This is a genomic window from Fictibacillus sp. b24 (genome assembly GCF_030348825.1).
Lineage (GTDB): Bacteria > Bacillota > Bacilli > Bacillales > Fictibacillaceae > Fictibacillus.
This window is the reverse complement of sequence record NZ_JAUCES010000005.1, coordinates 2,207,635-2,224,681: the sequence shown is the minus strand read 5'-3', so window position 1 is coordinate 2,224,681 and position 17,047 is coordinate 2,207,635. Positions and strand designations below refer to the sequence as shown.

At 41.3% G+C, this 17,047-nt stretch carries 16 protein-coding genes; 14 read left to right on the top strand and 2 right to left on the bottom strand.

The window, feature by feature from the left end; translation table 11 throughout:
* The first annotated feature begins 76 nt into the window (after positions 1-76).
* Genes QUF49_RS11425 through QUF49_RS11385 form a run of 9 tightly spaced genes read left to right on the top strand, consistent with a single transcriptional unit; the run spans position 77 to position 10,263 of the window.
* Positions 77-997 (top strand): aspartate carbamoyltransferase catalytic subunit, encoded by a 921-nt coding sequence (locus tag QUF49_RS11425; protein WP_289495760.1) that lies wholly within the window; start codon positions 77-79, stop codon positions 995-997.
* On the top strand, positions 972-2,264 hold the full coding sequence (locus QUF49_RS11420; RefSeq protein WP_289495759.1) for a dihydroorotase: 1,293 nt from the start codon (positions 972-974) through the stop codon (positions 2,262-2,264). Before QUF49_RS11425 ends, QUF49_RS11420 begins: the two co-directional genes overlap by 26 nt.
* Positions 2,261-3,358 (top strand): carbamoyl phosphate synthase small subunit, encoded by a 1,098-nt coding sequence (locus QUF49_RS11415; RefSeq protein WP_289495758.1) that lies wholly within the window; start codon positions 2,261-2,263, stop codon positions 3,356-3,358. The genes QUF49_RS11420 and QUF49_RS11415 overlap by 4 nt, the downstream gene beginning before the upstream one ends.
* Positions 3,351-6,557 carry a carbamoyl-phosphate synthase large subunit gene (gene carB, locus QUF49_RS11410; RefSeq protein WP_289495757.1) on the top strand — a complete coding sequence of 1,069 codons (3,207 nt, stop codon included), beginning with the start codon at positions 3,351-3,353 and terminating at the stop codon, positions 6,555-6,557. The genes QUF49_RS11415 and carB overlap by 8 nt, the downstream gene beginning before the upstream one ends.
* Entirely contained in the window at positions 6,554-7,324 is a 771-nt protein-coding gene (locus QUF49_RS11405; protein ID WP_289495756.1) for a dihydroorotate dehydrogenase electron transfer subunit, read from the top strand. Before carB ends, QUF49_RS11405 begins: the two co-directional genes overlap by 4 nt.
* Positions 7,321-8,259 carry a dihydroorotate dehydrogenase gene (locus QUF49_RS11400; RefSeq protein WP_289495755.1) on the top strand — a complete coding sequence of 313 codons (939 nt, stop codon included), beginning with the start codon at positions 7,321-7,323 and terminating at the stop codon, positions 8,257-8,259. Before QUF49_RS11405 ends, QUF49_RS11400 begins: the two co-directional genes overlap by 4 nt.
* A complete protein-coding gene (pyrF, locus tag QUF49_RS11395) occupies positions 8,232-8,966 on the top strand; it encodes an orotidine-5'-phosphate decarboxylase (protein ID WP_289495754.1) in 735 nt (244 codons plus the stop codon). The genes QUF49_RS11400 and pyrF overlap by 28 nt, the downstream gene beginning before the upstream one ends.
* Positions 8,935-9,573: an orotate phosphoribosyltransferase gene (gene pyrE / locus QUF49_RS11390; protein WP_289495753.1), complete on the top strand. Its 639-nt coding sequence runs from the start codon at positions 8,935-8,937 to the stop codon at positions 9,571-9,573. The genes pyrF and pyrE overlap by 32 nt, the downstream gene beginning before the upstream one ends.
* 30 nt (positions 9,574-9,603) lie before the next feature.
* A complete protein-coding gene (locus QUF49_RS11385; protein ID WP_289497635.1) occupies positions 9,604-10,263 on the top strand; it encodes a class I SAM-dependent methyltransferase in 660 nt (219 codons plus the stop codon).
* Positions 10,264-10,289: 26 nt separating this feature from the next.
* Here QUF49_RS11385 and QUF49_RS11380 read toward each other — a convergent pair whose 3' ends face one another.
* On the bottom strand, positions 10,290-10,499 hold the full coding sequence (locus QUF49_RS11380; protein WP_289495752.1) for a hypothetical protein: 210 nt from the start codon (positions 10,497-10,499) through the stop codon (positions 10,290-10,292).
* Positions 10,500-10,556: 57 nt separating this feature from the next.
* The gene (locus QUF49_RS11375) at positions 10,557-12,266 is read right to left on the bottom strand and encodes an Rqc2 family fibronectin-binding protein (RefSeq protein ID WP_289495751.1); all 1,710 of its coding nucleotides are present in this window, start codon (positions 12,264-12,266) and stop codon (positions 10,557-10,559) included.
* Between the two features lie 98 nt (positions 12,267-12,364).
* On the opposite strand from QUF49_RS11375, the gene QUF49_RS11370 reads away from it, so the two are divergent.
* The 5 genes from QUF49_RS11370 to rpoZ all read left to right on the top strand — a co-directional run bounded on the left by QUF49_RS11370 (position 12,365) and on the right by rpoZ (position 16,960).
* The gene (locus QUF49_RS11370; protein WP_289495750.1) at positions 12,365-15,037 is read left to right on the top strand and encodes a calcium-translocating P-type ATPase, SERCA-type; all 2,673 of its coding nucleotides are present in this window, start codon (positions 12,365-12,367) and stop codon (positions 15,035-15,037) included.
* 38 nt (positions 15,038-15,075) lie between these two features.
* Positions 15,076-15,198: a hypothetical protein gene (locus QUF49_RS11365; protein WP_289495749.1), complete on the top strand. Its 123-nt coding sequence runs from the start codon at positions 15,076-15,078 to the stop codon at positions 15,196-15,198.
* Between the two features lie 665 nt (positions 15,199-15,863).
* Complete coding sequence (gene remA / locus QUF49_RS11360) at positions 15,864-16,121, top strand: extracellular matrix/biofilm regulator RemA (protein WP_066240628.1); 258 nt, start codon at positions 15,864-15,866, stop codon at positions 16,119-16,121.
* 15 nt (positions 16,122-16,136) lie between these two features.
* Positions 16,137-16,754, top strand: a complete 618-nt coding sequence (gene gmk / locus QUF49_RS11355; RefSeq protein WP_289495748.1) for a guanylate kinase — start codon at positions 16,137-16,139, stop codon at positions 16,752-16,754.
* Positions 16,754-16,960: a DNA-directed RNA polymerase subunit omega gene (gene rpoZ / locus QUF49_RS11350; RefSeq protein ID WP_289495747.1), complete on the top strand. Its 207-nt coding sequence runs from the start codon at positions 16,754-16,756 to the stop codon at positions 16,958-16,960. The genes gmk and rpoZ overlap by 1 nt, the downstream gene beginning before the upstream one ends.
* The last annotated feature ends 87 nt before the right edge of the window (positions 16,961-17,047 follow it).

The following is a 17,047-nucleotide window of genomic DNA, read 5'->3' as shown; positions in this document are numbered from 1 at the left end:
CGGTTTTCTTCTTCTGTTAAGAGCACCCTGAAAAAACTTTCAGGGTGCTATTTTTATGTCAAAAGGAGAGTTTAGAATGAATCATTTGCTGTCAATGAACGAGCTGTCTATTGAAGACATTCAATACATTTTAAACAAAGCAGAAGAATTTAAAAGCGGAAAGCAAGATAAAATCTTCAACGATAAGATGATCGCGAATTTATTTTTTGAGCCAAGTACAAGAACAAGGTTCAGCTTTGAAGCTGCAGAACACAGACTTGGCATGAAACCTTTAAACGTGGAAGTAAACGGTTCTTCCGTTCAAAAAGGAGAAACACTCTACGACACGTTAAGAACGCTAGAGGAAATAGGAGTTGAAGCATTTGTTATCAGACATCCAGAAAACCGCTATTTCGATGGCTTAGCTGAAAAAATAAATGTTCCTATTATCAACGCAGGTGATGGCTGCGGAAATCATCCAACTCAATCTCTTTTAGATCTACTAACGATTCAACAAGAATTTATCGTTTTGCAAGGATTAACAGTCGTTATTGTAGGTGACATCCTGCACAGCAGGGTTGCACGCTCAAACGCAGAGGTACTTCGAAAAATGGGTGCGAAAGTCATGTTCTCAGGTCCTGAAGAATGGTTTGTTGATGAGTGGAAAGAAGACTTTATTCCGATGGATGAAGCAGTAGAAGCAGCAGATGCTTTAATGATGCTCAGAATACAGCATGAAAGACATAGCAGTTCCATGCTGCTAACAAAAGAAGAGTATCATCAACAATATGGTCTAACGCTGGAACGTGAAAAGAAGATGAAGTCTCACAGTATAATCATGCACCCTGCCCCGGTTAATAGAGGGATTGAAATTGCAGATGAGCTTGTAGAGTGTGAACGCTCGAGAATCTTTCAACAAGTACAAAACGGGGTTTTTATCCGGATGGCTGTTTTGAAATGGGCTTTAACAACAAATCAGGAGGCGGTAGATCATGGGTTACTTATTAAAAAACGCTAACGTTTTAGATGGAAGCAATAACTTTATTCATACGGATATTTTAATCGAAAATAACATGATTAAAAAAATTGAAAAAGACATCCCTGTTGAGGAACACCAAGTGCTTGAAGCAGAGGGGAAACTTGTTACTCCAGGATTTGTAGATCTTCATGTTCACTTAAGAGAGCCTGGCGGTGAGCATAAAGAGACGATTGCATCTGGAACGAAAGCAGCTGTTAAAGGCGGCTATACAACTCTTGCTGCAATGCCGAACACACGCCCTGTACCAGACAGTGCTGAGACTTTAGAACTTGTTCAGCAAAAAATTAAGCAGACAGCGAGCTGCAGAGTATTGCCTTACGCTTCGATCACAACAAGACAAATCGGCAGTGAATTAACAGATTTTGAAACACTTTTAAAAGGTGGGGCATTTGCTTTTACGGATGATGGAGTAGGCGTACAGTCAGCTGGAATGATGCTGAAAGCGATGAAAGAGGCGAGCCGGCTAGGAGCAGTAATTGTGGCACATTGTGAAGACAATACACTTCTTCCTAAAGGAGGAGCATTTCATGAAGGTGAGTTTGCTAAAAAAGAAGATTTGCCGGGAATTCCTTCAGTCAGTGAATCTGTTCACATCGCACGTGATGTACTGCTCGCTGAAGCGGCAGAGGCAAGATACCATGTTTGCCACGTGAGTACTCAAGAATCTGTACGCGTATTAAAGGATGCAAAACGCGCTGGAATAAAAGTGACAGCAGAAGTTACACCGCATCACTTAATCTTGAGTGACAAAGATATAAAGGCTAACGATACACATTATAAGATGAATCCGCCGCTAAGAAGTGAAGCTGATCGAGAAGCGTTAATCCAAGGATTAAAAGAAGGCACACTAGACTTTATCGCAACAGATCACGCGCCGCATAGTGCTGAAGAGAAAAGCCAGAATGTTGAACTTGCACCTTTTGGAATTGTAGGTCTTGAAACAGCTTTTCCTCTTCTTTACACAGAGCTTGTCGTAAAGAAGAAATTATTCACGCTGCAGGAGCTAGTTGATAACATGACGAAAAAACCGGCAGAAAGTTTTGACCTACCTTATGGATCACTTAAAGAAGGCGCACTTGCTGATATAACAATTTTAGATTTAGAAAAAGAAGAAGCGATCAACGCTGGTGAGTTCGTATCAAAAGGGAAGAATACACCGTTTGACGGCTGGATCTGCAAAGGATGGCCGGTTGCAACAATTTTTGATGGAAAGCTTGTTTATCACAGAGAGGAGAGCTTAGTATGAAACGCTACTTAATTTTAGAGGATGGAACAATTTTTAACGGATTGGCATTTGGTTCACAGCGTGAATCAAGCGGGGAAGTAGTATTTACGACAAGTATGACAGGATATCAGGAAGTCATGACAGATCCTTCTTATTGTGATCAAATCATCTGCTTTACGTATCCGCTAGTGGGCAACTATGGAATCAACCGTTCTGATTATGAGTCTATTCATCCGGCTACAAGCGGAATCATCGTAAACGAACATGCTGAGTTCCCAAATCACCATGAAGGGATGCAGTCATTAAGCAGCTGGCTGACGGCTAAGGATATTCCTGGACTGTATGGAATTGATACACGTAAGTTAACGAGAAAGATCCGTCAGTTTGGTACATTAAAAGGGAAAATGACGAATTCCATTGAAAATGCTGAAGAGATTATTAACGAATTGAACAGAACAGGATTAACAACTGATCAAGTGAAAAAAGTATCTACAAAATCTCCTTACCACTTGCCAAACAGCGGATATCGAGTTGTAGTTGTAGACTTTGGTGTGAAAAGCGGAATGCTGAGAGAACTTTCAAGACGTTTATGTGATGTAATCGTTGTACCTTACAACACAACGGCGGCTGATATAATCCGCCTGCAGCCTGACGGTGTTTTACTCAGCAACGGCCCTGGAGATCCAAAAGATGTACACTCAGGCATTACAATGATTCAAGAGCTTTTAAAGAACAACGTTCCGATTCTAGGAATCTGCTTGGGGCATCAACTTCTAGCTCTTGCTTCGGGCGCTGATACAGAAAAGCTGAAATTCGGACACAGAGGATCTAACCACCCAGTCAAAGATCTTGCAACTGGAAAAATAGCACTAACTTCTCAAAATCACGGATACGCGGTAAACGAAAGTTCGTTATTAAATACAGATTTAGTACTTACACATCAAGCAGTAAACGATGGAACAGTAGAAGGCTTGAAACATAAAGAAAAGCCGGCCTTTTCCATCCAATATCACCCAGAGGCATCACCAGGACCACAAGATTCAAATCCGATTTTTGATGATTTCATGAACATGATAAAAACAACTAAGAAAGAAGGTTTGATGCAATATGCCTAAACGTCAAGATATCCGAAAAATTCTAGTAATAGGTTCTGGACCAATCGTAATTGGACAAGCTGCTGAATTTGATTATGCAGGTACACAAGCTTGCCAAGCTTTAAAAGAAGAAGGATATGAAGTTGTTCTAGTTAACTCAAACCCAGCAACAATCATGACAGATCCCAATATGGCCGATAAGGTTTACATCGAACCCCTAACACTCGAGTTTGTTTCTCGAATCATCCGTCAAGAGCGGCCCGATGGCCTTCTGGCCACACTTGGAGGACAAACAGGTCTTAACATGGCAGTAGAGCTTTTTAATTCAGGGATTCTCGAGGAATACAACGTAGAGCTATTAGGAACAAAGCTTCCCTCGATTCAACAAGCGGAAGACCGTGACTTGTTCAGAAATTTAATGAGAGAGCTGAACGAGCCAGTACCTGAGAGTGCAATCGTTCACAACATGGAAGAAGCAAGAGCATTTGTTGAAGAAAATGGTTACCCTGTAATCATTCGTCCTGCCTTTACGCTCGGAGGAACAGGTGGCGGTATTGTAACAAACGAAGAAGAGTTTTTAGAAATTACGCCATCTGGTCTGCATGCAAGTCCGGTTGGACAAGTATTGATCGAGAAAAGCATCGCTGGATTCAAGGAAATCGAATATGAAGTAATGAGAGATAAAAACGACACGGCGATCGTCGTATGTAATATGGAAAACATTGATCCAGTCGGTATCCATACAGGTGATTCAATCGTAGTAGCACCGAGTCAGACATTAACAGATAGAGATTATCAGCTTTTACGAAACGCATCATTAAAAATTATAAGAGCCTTAAAAATTGAAGGAGGCTGTAACGTACAGCTCGCCTTAGACCCAGAAAGCGCACAATATTATGTGATTGAAGTAAATCCGCGTGTAAGCCGTTCATCTGCACTAGCTTCAAAAGCGACAGGATACCCGATCGCAAAATTAGCAGCAAAGATTGCAGTGGGCTACACACTTGATGAGGTTAAAAATCCAGTAACAGGTACAACATATGCTTGTTTTGAACCTGCACTTGACTATATTGTTTCAAAGATTCCTAGATGGCCATTTGACAAGTTTGAAGGTGCGAACCGTAAACTTGGTACACAGATGAAAGCAACTGGAGAAGTTATGGCAATCGGACGCAACTTTGAAGAATCTCTTTTAAAAGCTGTGCGGTCGCTTGAAATATCTGCTTTCCATCTAGATGTAAAAGAAAAAAATCTAACTAGATCAGAAGTTGAAGAAAAGATCCTGCGAGCAGATGATGAAAGACTTTTCTATATCGCAGAAGCTTTTAGAATGGGTATTTCAGTAGAAGAAATTCATGAATGGACGAAGATTGATCTGTTCTTCTTAGAAAAACTTTACGGAATCATCTTATTAGAAAAGCGTGTGAAAGAGCGTAAAAAGGATGCTGTTATCTTAAAGAAAGCAAAAGAAAAAGGATTCAGCGACCGATGGATTGCAGAAGCTTGGGAGATGGATGAATACGAGCTTTATCAATTCAGACTGAACGAAAGAATCAAACCTGTGTTCAAGATGGTCGATACGTGTGCAGCTGAGTTCGAATCGGCAACACCTTACTACTACGGAACATACGGTGAAGAAGATGAATCCATTATTACGGATAAAAAGAGTGTTGTCGTACTTGGATCGGGACCAATCAGAATCGGACAGGGAATTGAATTTGATTACGCTACAGTTCACACGGTTTGGGCGATTCAAGAAGCAGGATATGAAGCAATCATTATAAACAATAACCCAGAAACGGTTTCAACTGACTTCAGTATGTCAGACAAGCTTTATTTTGAACCACTGACGGTAGAAGACGTTATGCATGTCATTGAACATGAAAAGCCAGAAGGAGTCATCGTTCAGTTTGGAGGACAGACAGCCATCAATCTTTCTGAAGAGCTTGAAAGAAGAGGAATTAAGATTCTTGGAACATCCCTTGACAGCATGGATTTAGCTGAAGACAGAGAGCGTTTTGAAAAAGTGATGCAGCAGCTTAACATCCCGCAGCCAGCAGGAAAAACAGCATTCTCTGTAACGGACGCTGTAACGATCGCAAATTCAATCGGTTATCCTGTTCTTGTTCGTCCATCTTATGTGTTAGGTGGAAGAGCGATGGAAATCGTGTACCAAGAAAGCGAACTTCTTCAATACATGGAGAACGCAGCGAGAGTAAATCCTGATCATCCTGTATTGGTTGACAGATACCTTGAAGGTAAAGAGATTGAAGTAGATGCGATTTCAGACGGAAAAGATGTGTTCATCCCAGGAATGATGGAGCATATTGAACGCGCGGGTGTTCACTCAGGTGACTCAATCGCGGTTTATCCTCCGCAAACATTGCCTGAAAGTATCAAACAAAAGATTATCGACAGAACCATCTCAATCGCAAAAGGATTAAAAATCATCGGATTGTTAAACATCCAGTTCGTATGGCACAAAGAGGAAGTATATGTGCTTGAAGTGAATCCGCGCTCAAGCCGAACAGTGCCGTTCCTTAGCAAGATAACGGGGGTTCCGATGGCAAACGTAGCTACCAAAGTTATTTTAGGAGAGAGCTTAGAACGTCAAGGCTATGAAACGGGCTACCAGAAGGAAGCGGATGAGGTTTCGGTAAAAGTACCAGTGTTCTCCTTCGCTAAACTTCGCCGCGTAGATACGTATTTAGGACCTGAGATGAAGTCAACTGGGGAAGTAATGGGAAGAGATAAGAATCTTCAAAAAGCTCTTTACAAAGGTCTTATCGCCTCTGGCATGAAGATTCCTGCATATGGAACAGTACTCTTTACTGTCGCGGATAAAGATAAAGAAGAAGCACTTCATATGGTGAAGAGATTCTACGAGATCGGCTACTCGATCATGGCAACAGAAGGAACAGCAAGCATTATCGAAAAAGAAGGCATTCCAGTTGATGTAGTTGGAAAGATTGGTTCTGAAGGAAGAAACCTGCTTGAAGTGATCCGAAAAGGTGAAGCACAATTTGTTGTAAACACATTGACTAAAGGAAAGCTGCCAGCTAGAGACGGTTTTAGAATCCGAAGAGAATGTGCCGAAAATGGAGTAGTGTGTCTGACAAACCTGGATACTTCTGTCGCTCTTTTAGAAGTACTAGAATCCATTTCGTTCTCAAGCCATGCCCTATCTTCTTTCACTAAAAAAGAAAAGGTGCTCGTATGATGAAACACTTGTTAAAGGTTACGTCGAATACGGAGATTGCACGAAACATATTTGAAATGAAATTGACTGGCCCTGGTGTAGGAAGTATGACTGCACCTGGTCAGTTTCTCCATGTCAGTGTTGGAAATCATACTTCTAAACTACTGCGCCGTCCTCTATCCATCTGTGATGTAGATTTTGAGAGAGAAGAAGTAACTTTGTTATATCGAGCGCAAGGCGATGGCACGAAACAGCTTAGTGAAAAACAAACCGGTGAAGTAGTGGATGTTCTTGGTCCGCTTGGAAACGGATTTGATATGGATGAAGTTGATGGAAAAAGAAGTGCACTCCTAATAGGTGGAGGAATTGGTGTACCGCCGCTTTACTACCTTGGAAAACAGCTTAAAAATGTTGGAGTTGAAGTTACCTTCATCTTAGGTTATCAATCTTTTAAAGATAGCTTTTATGTAGATAAGTTTAAAGAAATCGGTGAAACGATTGTAACGACGGTAGATGGTTCTCTTGGTATAAAAGGATTTGTTACAGATGCGATGGAAAGATGCATGGAAGAGGAACCAGTTATTTATTCTGTTGGCCCAGCAGTAATGCTAAAAGCTGTGGAAGATAGAGCGGGTAGTTTAGACGGTTATCTTTCTTTAGAAGAAAGGATGGGCTGTGGCATCGGAGCGTGTTTTGCATGTGTATGTCCGACCGAAACAAGGAAATCAGGTTATGTAAAAATTTGCAGCGACGGACCAGTATTCAAGATGGGGGAGGTTGTTTTATGAGTCGGCTAAGTGTTTCATTGCCAGGATTAAATATGAAGAACCCCATTCTGCCTGCATCAGGTTGTTTTGGATTTGGAAAAGAATATTCAAAATGGTATGACTTAAGCCTTCTTGGCGGTATTACGATTAAAGCAGCTACGCTTGAGGGGCGTTTCGGAAACCCGACACCCCGAGTAGCCGAAACTGAAAGTGGCATGCTAAACGCCATTGGGCTACAAAATCCAGGAGTTGCAAACATCATTGAAAATGAACTTCCTGCGCTAAAACCATACAACATACCGATCTTAGCTAATATTGCAGGATCAACAGAAGAAGAATATATCGAAGTAACCAGACAAATTTCTTCTTCACCTCTTGTATCAGCGGTTGAGTTAAACATTTCCTGCCCGAATGTAAAAGAAGGCGGCATTCAGTTTGGAACACATTATAAGTCAGCTGCAGATCTAACACGAAAAGTAAAAAACGCATCACAAAAACCTGTGTACGTAAAACTTTCACCGAATGTATCAAACATCGTAGAGATGGCTCAAGCAGTGGAGGACGCAGGTGCAGACGGCCTTTCAATGATCAATACACTTGTCGGCATGAAACTGGACTGGAGAACGGGAAATCCTATCTTGGCGAACAAAACAGGTGGATTATCTGGTCCAGCCATCAAACCTGTAGCGATACGTATGATTTATGAAGTTAGTCAAAAAGTTTCACTTCCGATCATCGGCATGGGCGGTGTGAGTACTGCTGAAGATGTACTGGAAATGATGTCAGCGGGAGCTTCTGCTGTAGCGGTAGGAACCGCAAACTTCGTGAACCCGTATGTGTGTCCAGAAATTATCGAAAAGCTTCCATCATTACTGGATGAGATTGGTGTTGAACATATAAGCGAAATGACAGGAAGGAGTTTTAAGCAATGGAAAACCCCGTTATCATCGCGCTAGACTTTGAAAATGCCAAAAAAGCAAAGGTGTTTTTAGCAAATTTTGATGGTCAGTCTCCTTATGTAAAAGTCGGTATGGAACTTTTTTATGCAGAAGGTGCTTCCTTTGTCAGGTGGCTTAAAGAACAAAACTTTCGCGTTTTCCTAGATTTAAAGCTTCATGATATTCCTACGACTGTTCATAAAGCAATGAAAGTTCTCGGTGGACTGAATATTGATATGGTTAATGTGCATGCTGCGGGAGGAGTAGCGATGATGAAAGCCGCTAAGGAAGGTCTTCTTGCAGCAGGTGCTCATCATACGAAATTGATCGCTGTCACTCAACTGACGAGCACAACAGAAAAAGTGCTGAAAGAAGAATTATTGATCAAGGATATCGATCTGAACGACTGCGTGTCACACTATGCGAAACTTGCGAAGCATGCAGGTCTGGATGGTGTCGTGTGTTCGGTGCAAGAAGCTGCTTCTATCAAGAACGTATGCGGAGAAGACTTCCTTACAGTAACTCCTGGTATCAGACTTTCTGGATCCGAGACGCATGACCAGGCGAGAGTAGCAACACCAGGGGAAGCAGCTATAAAGAAATCGGATTATATGGTTGTCGGCCGAAGCATTACAGGAGCTGAAGAACCAGTGAGTACTTATGAAGAAATTTTCAATGAATGGAGAGAAAGCTATGAAAACAACAGTTTCCCGACACTTGCTTAATATCGAAGCCGTAACATTATCACCAGAAAAACCGTATACGTGGTCTTCAGGGTTAAAGTCTCCTATTTATTGCGACAACCGTCTCATCATCGCGTATCCAGAAATCCGAAAACAAGTTGCTGAAGAGCTTGCTGCGTTAATTCAAAATCACTATCCAGAAGTGGATTTAATCGCAGGAACCGCAACAGCGGGTATCCCGCATGCTGCGTTTGTAGCTGAACAAGTGAACCTGCCGATGTGCTATGTACGCTCAAGCGCAAAAGCTCACGGAAAAGCGAAACAAATCGAAGGATTAACAGAAAAAAGCAGAAAAGCGGTTGTTGTTGAAGATTTGATTTCTACAGGAAAAAGCTCTATCCAATCTGTACTTGCACTTCGTGAAGCGGGGATTGAAGTGTTAGGTGTTGTAGCGATCTTTAGCTACGGATTGAAAAAAGCAGATGACGCACTTGGTGAACTAGATATTCCTTTTCAAACGGTTACAAACTTTAGTACATTAATAGAGGAAGCACAAGAAAGCGGTAAGATTAGTGCACAGGGGCTTTCTTTATTAAAAGAATGGCAACAAGACCCAGAACATTGGGGAGCAGCCTCTTTTTCCAAATAGTATTCTAAGGAGACTACGATTTTGAGAAAAATGAACGGTGAGGAATTTGACGAACTTGTTTCTTTTTTTGATGCAATGGCACGTACAACATGGCTGAAAGAAATACACGACACGCTAAAAGAAACAACAGGGTCATGGGTTGAAAAAGAAGTTTTAGATGTAGGGTGTGGAACAGGCAGGCTTTTGCTGCGAGGGGCAGAGGACGCGAAAAAATTAGTTGGTGTCGATTTGTCATCTGAAATGGTGAAGGCGAGTATTCAGCAATTCTTTTACCATGAATTAAGTGGTAAAAGTGAATTTGTAGTAGCAGATGCAGAAGATCTGCCATTCAAAGATGAGACATTTGATTTAGCGTTATCCACCTGTGTCATGTTTTTATTGCCAGACCCAGCTAATGGGATACGGGAAGTGAATCGTATACTTAAGCAAGATGGTATGATCGCTATGCTTAATCCAAGTGAAAAGATGAGTCAGGAGACTGCTGCTTCTTACGGAAAGGAACAGGGAATCTCGGGCTTTGAAAGAACGGCTTTATTAAAATGGTCTAATGTAAGTACGAGAAGACACCGTTACACGGAGGATGAGATGACAGCATTGCTTCAAAACCTTCGTTTTACGGAGATCAAACATAAAGAAGTATTAGGCGGGCTTGCACTGATTACCACAGCAAAAAAAGAGCAGAACAGCTAAATCATGCTGTTCTGCTTTTTTGTTAGTCATTTTTGTAGTCCTTTAGGGTAGTTGATTTCCGTTCCAGGTGCTCGCTTTCCGCGGGGCAGGCGGTGAGCCCCTTGCCGCTTTGCGCCCTTAAGGGTCTCACCTGACCGCTTTTCCCGCAGGACAAGGAAGGCTTCGGCAGCGTCGCATCGCACGAAGAAAATGTGCTTTTCATTTTCGAGGAGTCTCCCACCTTTCACTTCAATCAACTTTTCAATGATGAAAAATCCAAATTCTTTTACATGCCACTCTCCGTTAGATAAAACCTAATTCTTTAAACGAAAAACAAGATCTTCATCTGGTGTCACATAAAGCGTTTGCTGATTATCATAAATAACAAACCCAGGCTTTGCTCCGTTTGGTTTTTTTACATGCTTGACTAGCGTATAGTCAACGGGTACTGAGCTGGAATTCTTAGCTTTGCTGAAAAATCCTGCTAATATTGCAGCTTCTTGTAATGCTGAGTCACTTGGAGATGATGAACGGATCAGCACATGTGAGCCTGGAATGTCTTTTGTATGAAGCCATGTTTCATTCGCACGTGACAGTTTGAACGTGAGATAATCATTTTGTTTATTGTTCTTTCCAACTAAGATTTCGGTTCCATCAGTTGAAACAAATTTCTCTGGCTGAGGCGTCTTGTTTTGTTTTTTCTTATTTTTACTTTGCCGGTGTTTTAAATAACCGCCTTCACCGAGCTCTTCTCGAATTTCTTCAACATCTTTCATGGATGCAGAATCCATCTGAACAATCAGTCTTTCAAAGTAAAGCAATTCATTCTTTGACTTTTCGATTTGATCTTTGATGATTGAAACAGACTTCTTCAGCTTTGCATATTTTTTGAAGTAGCTTTGCGCATTATCTGCAGGTGTTTTAAGCGGATCGAGAGTAATCTTAACCAATGGCTGGTCCTCTGAGAAATAATCCTCAACTTCTATTTCTTTATCGCCTTTTTTCGCTAAATACATATACGCAGTAAGCAGTTCACCTTTTCTTTGATACTCTTCTGCGTTGACCGTTTGCTGAAGTTCTTTTTCTAGCTTGCCGATCTTTTTTGTGATCTTGTCATACTCGTTGGACAAGTATTTTTCGAGATCATTTGCCTGCTGTTTAATGCGATCTCTGTCAGCTTTGCCATAGAAAAAGCGATCGAGCATTTTGCTTACCGTATCAAAAAGGCGAATCTCACCTGTAACATGACTTAAAGGAATGACAGAAAAGTATTCTTTCTTTTCATTTGTTATCATTTGAGGTTCGTAGTTTTGCTGGGATAGCTGCTTCATTACTTCAAAGAACGCGTCCGCAACTTCCTCTTTAACGGATAGACCAGCTCGGTAAACGATTTCTTTTGCGATCAAGGGAGAGAACCCACTGAATCTCGCTACAAACTGTTTATCTAATTTTCCTTCGTTCCAAGAAATCCTTGATATTAATTCATCTTTATTTGTAATGGCAAAAGGATCTGTCTTTTCCTGTGCAGGAGGCATCACGTACTGAAAACCTGGAAGAATGGTTCTGTGACGATTTTGAAAGCTCGGAATATGTTTTATGCTATCTACAATCTTTCCTGATTTTTCGTCAACTAAGATAATGTTGCTATGTCTGCCCATGACTTCAACGTATAGGACCTTTGTTGTTTCGTCCCCGATCTCATCACGGTTTTTTACAGTGATCGTAATAATTCTCTCCAAATCAAGCTGTTCAATTTTTTCAATAAAAGCTCCTTCTAAATGCTTTCTGAGCAGCATACAGAACATGGGTGGAGTATCCGGATTTTCATATGTGTGCTCTGTCAGATGCACTCTCGCAAAAGAGGGGTTGGCAGATAATAATAGCTTATGGTTCTTTCCGTTCGCACGGATAGTAAAAACAAGATCTGTCTTATGTGGCTGATATACTTTTGAAATTCTGCCTGACGTAAGTGTGTTCTGTAATTCTGTAGTTATTGCACGTGTCATTATTCCATCAAAACTCATGATTTGGTTCACCTCTTATTTCTGATTCATAGTATAGCATTTTTGCGGACATGCCTGCATATAAATGCTATTAACTAATCTTATTAGAGGTGGAAGCTATGAATTGGTACCAGCTGCCGCAAGACGAAATTGAATCCATACTGAACAGCAGGATGGAAGAAGGGCTCACAAAAAGCGAGCAAGAACGACGGTTAAAGCTAGATGGACCGAATCAGTTAGAAGAAGGTAAGAAGCAGTCTGCCATTTTAATGTTTCTCGCACAATTCAAGGATTTCATGGTTTTAGTATTACTGGCTGCCACGTTGCTTTCTGGTTTTTTAGGAGAATATTTAGACGCGATTGCCATCATCTTGATCGTTGTAATGAACGGAATTCTAGGGTTTATTCAAGAAAGAAAAGCTGAAAAGTCACTGGCTTCCCTAAAAGAACTCTCTGCACCGACTGCACAAGTTTTAAGAGAAGGTAAATGGGTGTCAATCGCCGCTAAAGATGTCGTCACAGGAGATGTAATCAAAGTAAGAAGCGGTGATAGAGTAGGAGCCGATATTCGATTATTAAAAACGTCAGGTTTGCAAATCGAGGAGTCCGCACTTACTGGGGAATCCGTGCCTGCCCAAAAGCATAACAATCTTATTTCTGCTGATGACCTGAACCTCGGTGATCAAGAGAATATGGCGTTTATGGGAACAATGGTCACGAGAGGAACAGGACAAGGTATCGTTGTTGCAACGGGTATGAAAACAGAAATGGGCAAGATCGCACATTTGATTCAAACTGCGGAAAACATTGCAACACCTCTTCAAATGAAGCTTGAACAACTTGGTAAAATCTTAATCGCACTTGCTCTACTTTTAACCGTACTTGTTGTACTAGCGGGTGTGATGCAAGGACATGATCTGTATAGCATGATTTTAGCTGGGGTATCACTTGCTGTTGCGGCTATTCCTGAAGGACTCCCGGCAATCGTTACAATTGCACTCGCACTTGGAGTACAAAAGATGATTCGGAAGCGCGCCATTGTCCGCAAGCTTCCTTCTGTAGAAACTTTAGGCTGTGCAACTGTTATCTGTTCTGATAAAACGGGTACGCTTACGCAAAATAAAATGACTGTAACGCGTGTTTGGTCTCAAGGCACACAATGGACTGTCGGTGAAGAAGGTTTTGAAGTTGTTGGAGCGAATATCCAAGAAAGTAATAAACGCGAAGATAAACTGACAGAGGTTTTGGCATATGCGGCACTATGTAATAATGCTTCCATTGAAGAAGGAAAGAAAGGTTCACTGCTGGAAATCGGTGATCCAACTGAGACGGCCTTACTTGTTAGTGCGCATAAAGCAGGCATTACTAAAGAGTCTTTGAGTGAACAATTTACGCATCAGCATGAGTTTCCTTTTGATTCTACACGTAAAATGATGAGTGTCGTTGTTCAAGATACAGATGGAAATCAGATGCTCGTTGTAAAGGGAGCACCAGATGTTTTACTTGAAAAAAGTGATTACATTGTGTGGGACGACAAAAAGCAATTAATGAAACAAGCACATAAAGAAAGAATTAAAGAAGCGATCTACGCTCTTGGAAGTCAGGCCCTCCGGACGATTGCCGTTGCGATTCGGCCGTTAAAAGAGGGAGAGTATTATTCGCAAGCCTCTTTTGCAGAAAGAAACCTTACTTTTATTGGGCTGCAAGGTATGATGGACCCACCGCGCCCTGAGGTTGAAGAGAGTATAAGAGATTGTCAGACTGCTGGAATCAAAACGGTTATGATAACAGGTGACCACGTTGTTACAGCTGCAAGTATAGCAAAAAAATTAAACATGCTGCCGGACGGCGGAAGAGTTATGGAAGGTGCGGAACTCGCCCAATTAAGTGATGAAGAGCTCGATAAAGTTTCTGAAGATGTTTATGTATACGCAAGGGTATCCCCTGAACATAAGTTGAAAATTGTAAAGTCTCTGCAGCGTAAAGGTCATGTTGTAGCGATGACAGGTGATGGGGTAAATGACGCTCCAGCGATAAAGTCAGCTAATATCGGTATTGCGATGGGAGTAACAGGAACAGATGTTGCCAAAGAAGCATCCTCCCTCGTTCTCGGAGACGACAACTTTGCTACGATTCGCTCTGCGATAGAAGAAGGAAGAAATATCTATGAAAACATCAGAAAGTTTATTCGTTATCTTCTTGCATCCAATGTCGGCGAAATTCTAGTCATGCTGTTTGCGATGATTATGGGATTGCCATTGCCATTAGTGCCAATCCAAATTCTATGGGTAAACTTAGTAACAGACGGATTACCTGCCATGGCCCTCGGTGTCGATCAGGCTGAAGAAGATGTTATGAGAAGAAAGCCAAGACAAGCAAAAGAAGGAGTCTTCTCAAGAGGGCTTGGCTGGAAAATCGTTTCTCGTGGATTTTTAATAGGGGCTGCCACCATTTTAGCGTTTTGGGTGACGTTAAAAGAAAATCCAGATCAACTAATCGTCGCACAGTCCGTCGCATTTGCCACGTTAGTTATGGCGCAATTGATACACGTATTCGATTGCCGAAGTGAACGTTCCGTTTTCCATAGAAATCCGTTCCAAAACGGATATCTGGTACTAGCGGTCATTTCATCCATTCTTTTACTGCTTGTTGTTATGTATGTAGAGCCATTGCAAGACATATTCCATACTGTCCCGCTTTCTGTGAGACAATGGCTGCTCGTCATGGGCATGGCGTCCATTCCAACATTTGCATTGGCAGGTTTTCAGTTGTTTAAAAGAGAAGCACGATAAAATATAAGCTGGCTCTCGTGAACGGGAGCCAGCTTCGTTTGTTTTATGCTAAATTTGGCAACATCGGTGCTCGTCCAGCGGCTGGCAAGCACGCTGGACGAGCGATTCCAGACTTTTATGAGCGATTCCAGACTTTTATGAGCGATTCCAGACTTTTATGAGCGATTCCAGACTTTTATGAGCGATTCCAGACTTTTATGAGCGATTCCAGACTTTTATGAGCGATTCCAGACTTTTATGAGCGATTCCAGACTTTTATGAGCGATTCCAGACTTTTATGAGCGATTCCAGACTTTTATGAGCGATTCCAGACTTTTATGAGCGATTCCAGACTTTTATGAGCGATTCCAGACTTTTATGAGCGATTCCAGACTTTTATGAGCGATTCCAGACTTTTATGAGCGATTCCAGACTTTTATGAGCGATTCCAGACTTTTATGAGCGATTCCAGACTTTTATGAGCGATTCCAGACTTTTATGAGCGATTCCAGACTTTTATGAGCGATTCCAGACTTTTATGAGCGATTCCAGACTTTTATGAGCGATTCCAGACTTTTATGAGCGATTCCAGACTTTTATGAGCGATTCCAGACTTTTATGAGCGATTCTCAAGGTTCAACGAATCTACAAACATTTTTTCAAGCTACAGGGTTCAGAATTCAAGTTTTCACGTTATTTCCTTAAAAAAAGGGAAATTTGTTTAGATTTCAGGATTTATGTGCTAAAATATAAGAACATGTGTACAGTTTTTCACAATATCGTACTACTAGCGTATGACCCGTTATTCCATTTGGCTAGAATAGTAGCAGGTTAGGGGCGTTTAGAGATGAAATTAATTAATATTGGGTACGGAAATATTGTTGCTGCTCACCGGATTATTGCGGTAGTCAGTCCTGAATCTGCACCGATCAAACGATTAATCACGGTTGCGCGAGAAAAGAACATGCTGATTGATGCTACATATGGCCGCAGAACGAGAGCGGTTGTAGTGACTGACAGTGATCATGTCATCTTGTCAGCTGTACAGCCAGAAACTGTAGCTCACAGACTGATGTCAGTTGATGAGGGCTCAGAAGAAAGTTAGGTTGTGGAGGTTTTTATGGAAAAAGAAAGAGGCATTCTGTTTGTACTTTCCGGTCCGTCTGGTGTTGGAAAAGGAACTGTATGTAAAGCGCTGCGAGAACAAAAGCTGGACATTCAATACTCCGTTTCAGCCACGACGAGAAAGCCGCGTGAAGGCGAACGGCATGGGGTAGAATACTTCTTTAAATCAAAAGAAGAGTTCCTAAATATGATCGAAAATAAAGAGCTGCTCGAGTGGGCAGAATATGTTGGCAACTATTATGGGACACCGATTGAATATGTGAACCAAACGCTTGATGAAGGCAAAGATGTTATTTTAGAGATTGAAGTTCAAGGTGCACTTCAAGTTAAAAACATTTTTCCAGAAGGAGTGTTTATCTTTTTAACACCTCCAAGTCTGGATGAATTAAGAAGTCGTATTGTTGGTCGCGGCACAGAAACAGAAGATTTGATCAACAATCGTATGTCTGTTGCCAAAGAAGAAATTGAACTCATGAGACACTATGATTATTCCGTTGTGAATGATGAGATTGACTCAGCTTGTAATCGAATTAAAGCGATCATTACTACTGAACATTGCCGAGTGGACAGAGTTCGTCCAAAATACGAAAAAATTTTAGGAGATGACCAATAATGCTATATCCATCCATCGACTCTCTTATGGAAAAAATAGATTCAAAATATTCCCTAGTAACACTTAGTTCTAAGCGTGCTAGAGAAATCCAGCAGTATGACAATCAGCAGATCACAAAGCCAGTATCACACAAGTTTGTTGGAAAAGCTCTTGAGGAAATTCAGTCTGGCATATTAACAAAAGTTGGAGAAACACCTGAAGATTAATAGAACAGCGAAAAAATATACAACCTTGACAAAAGGTTGTTATTTTTTTGTTTAGAACATGTTTCATTAAATTTTTTAATTACATAG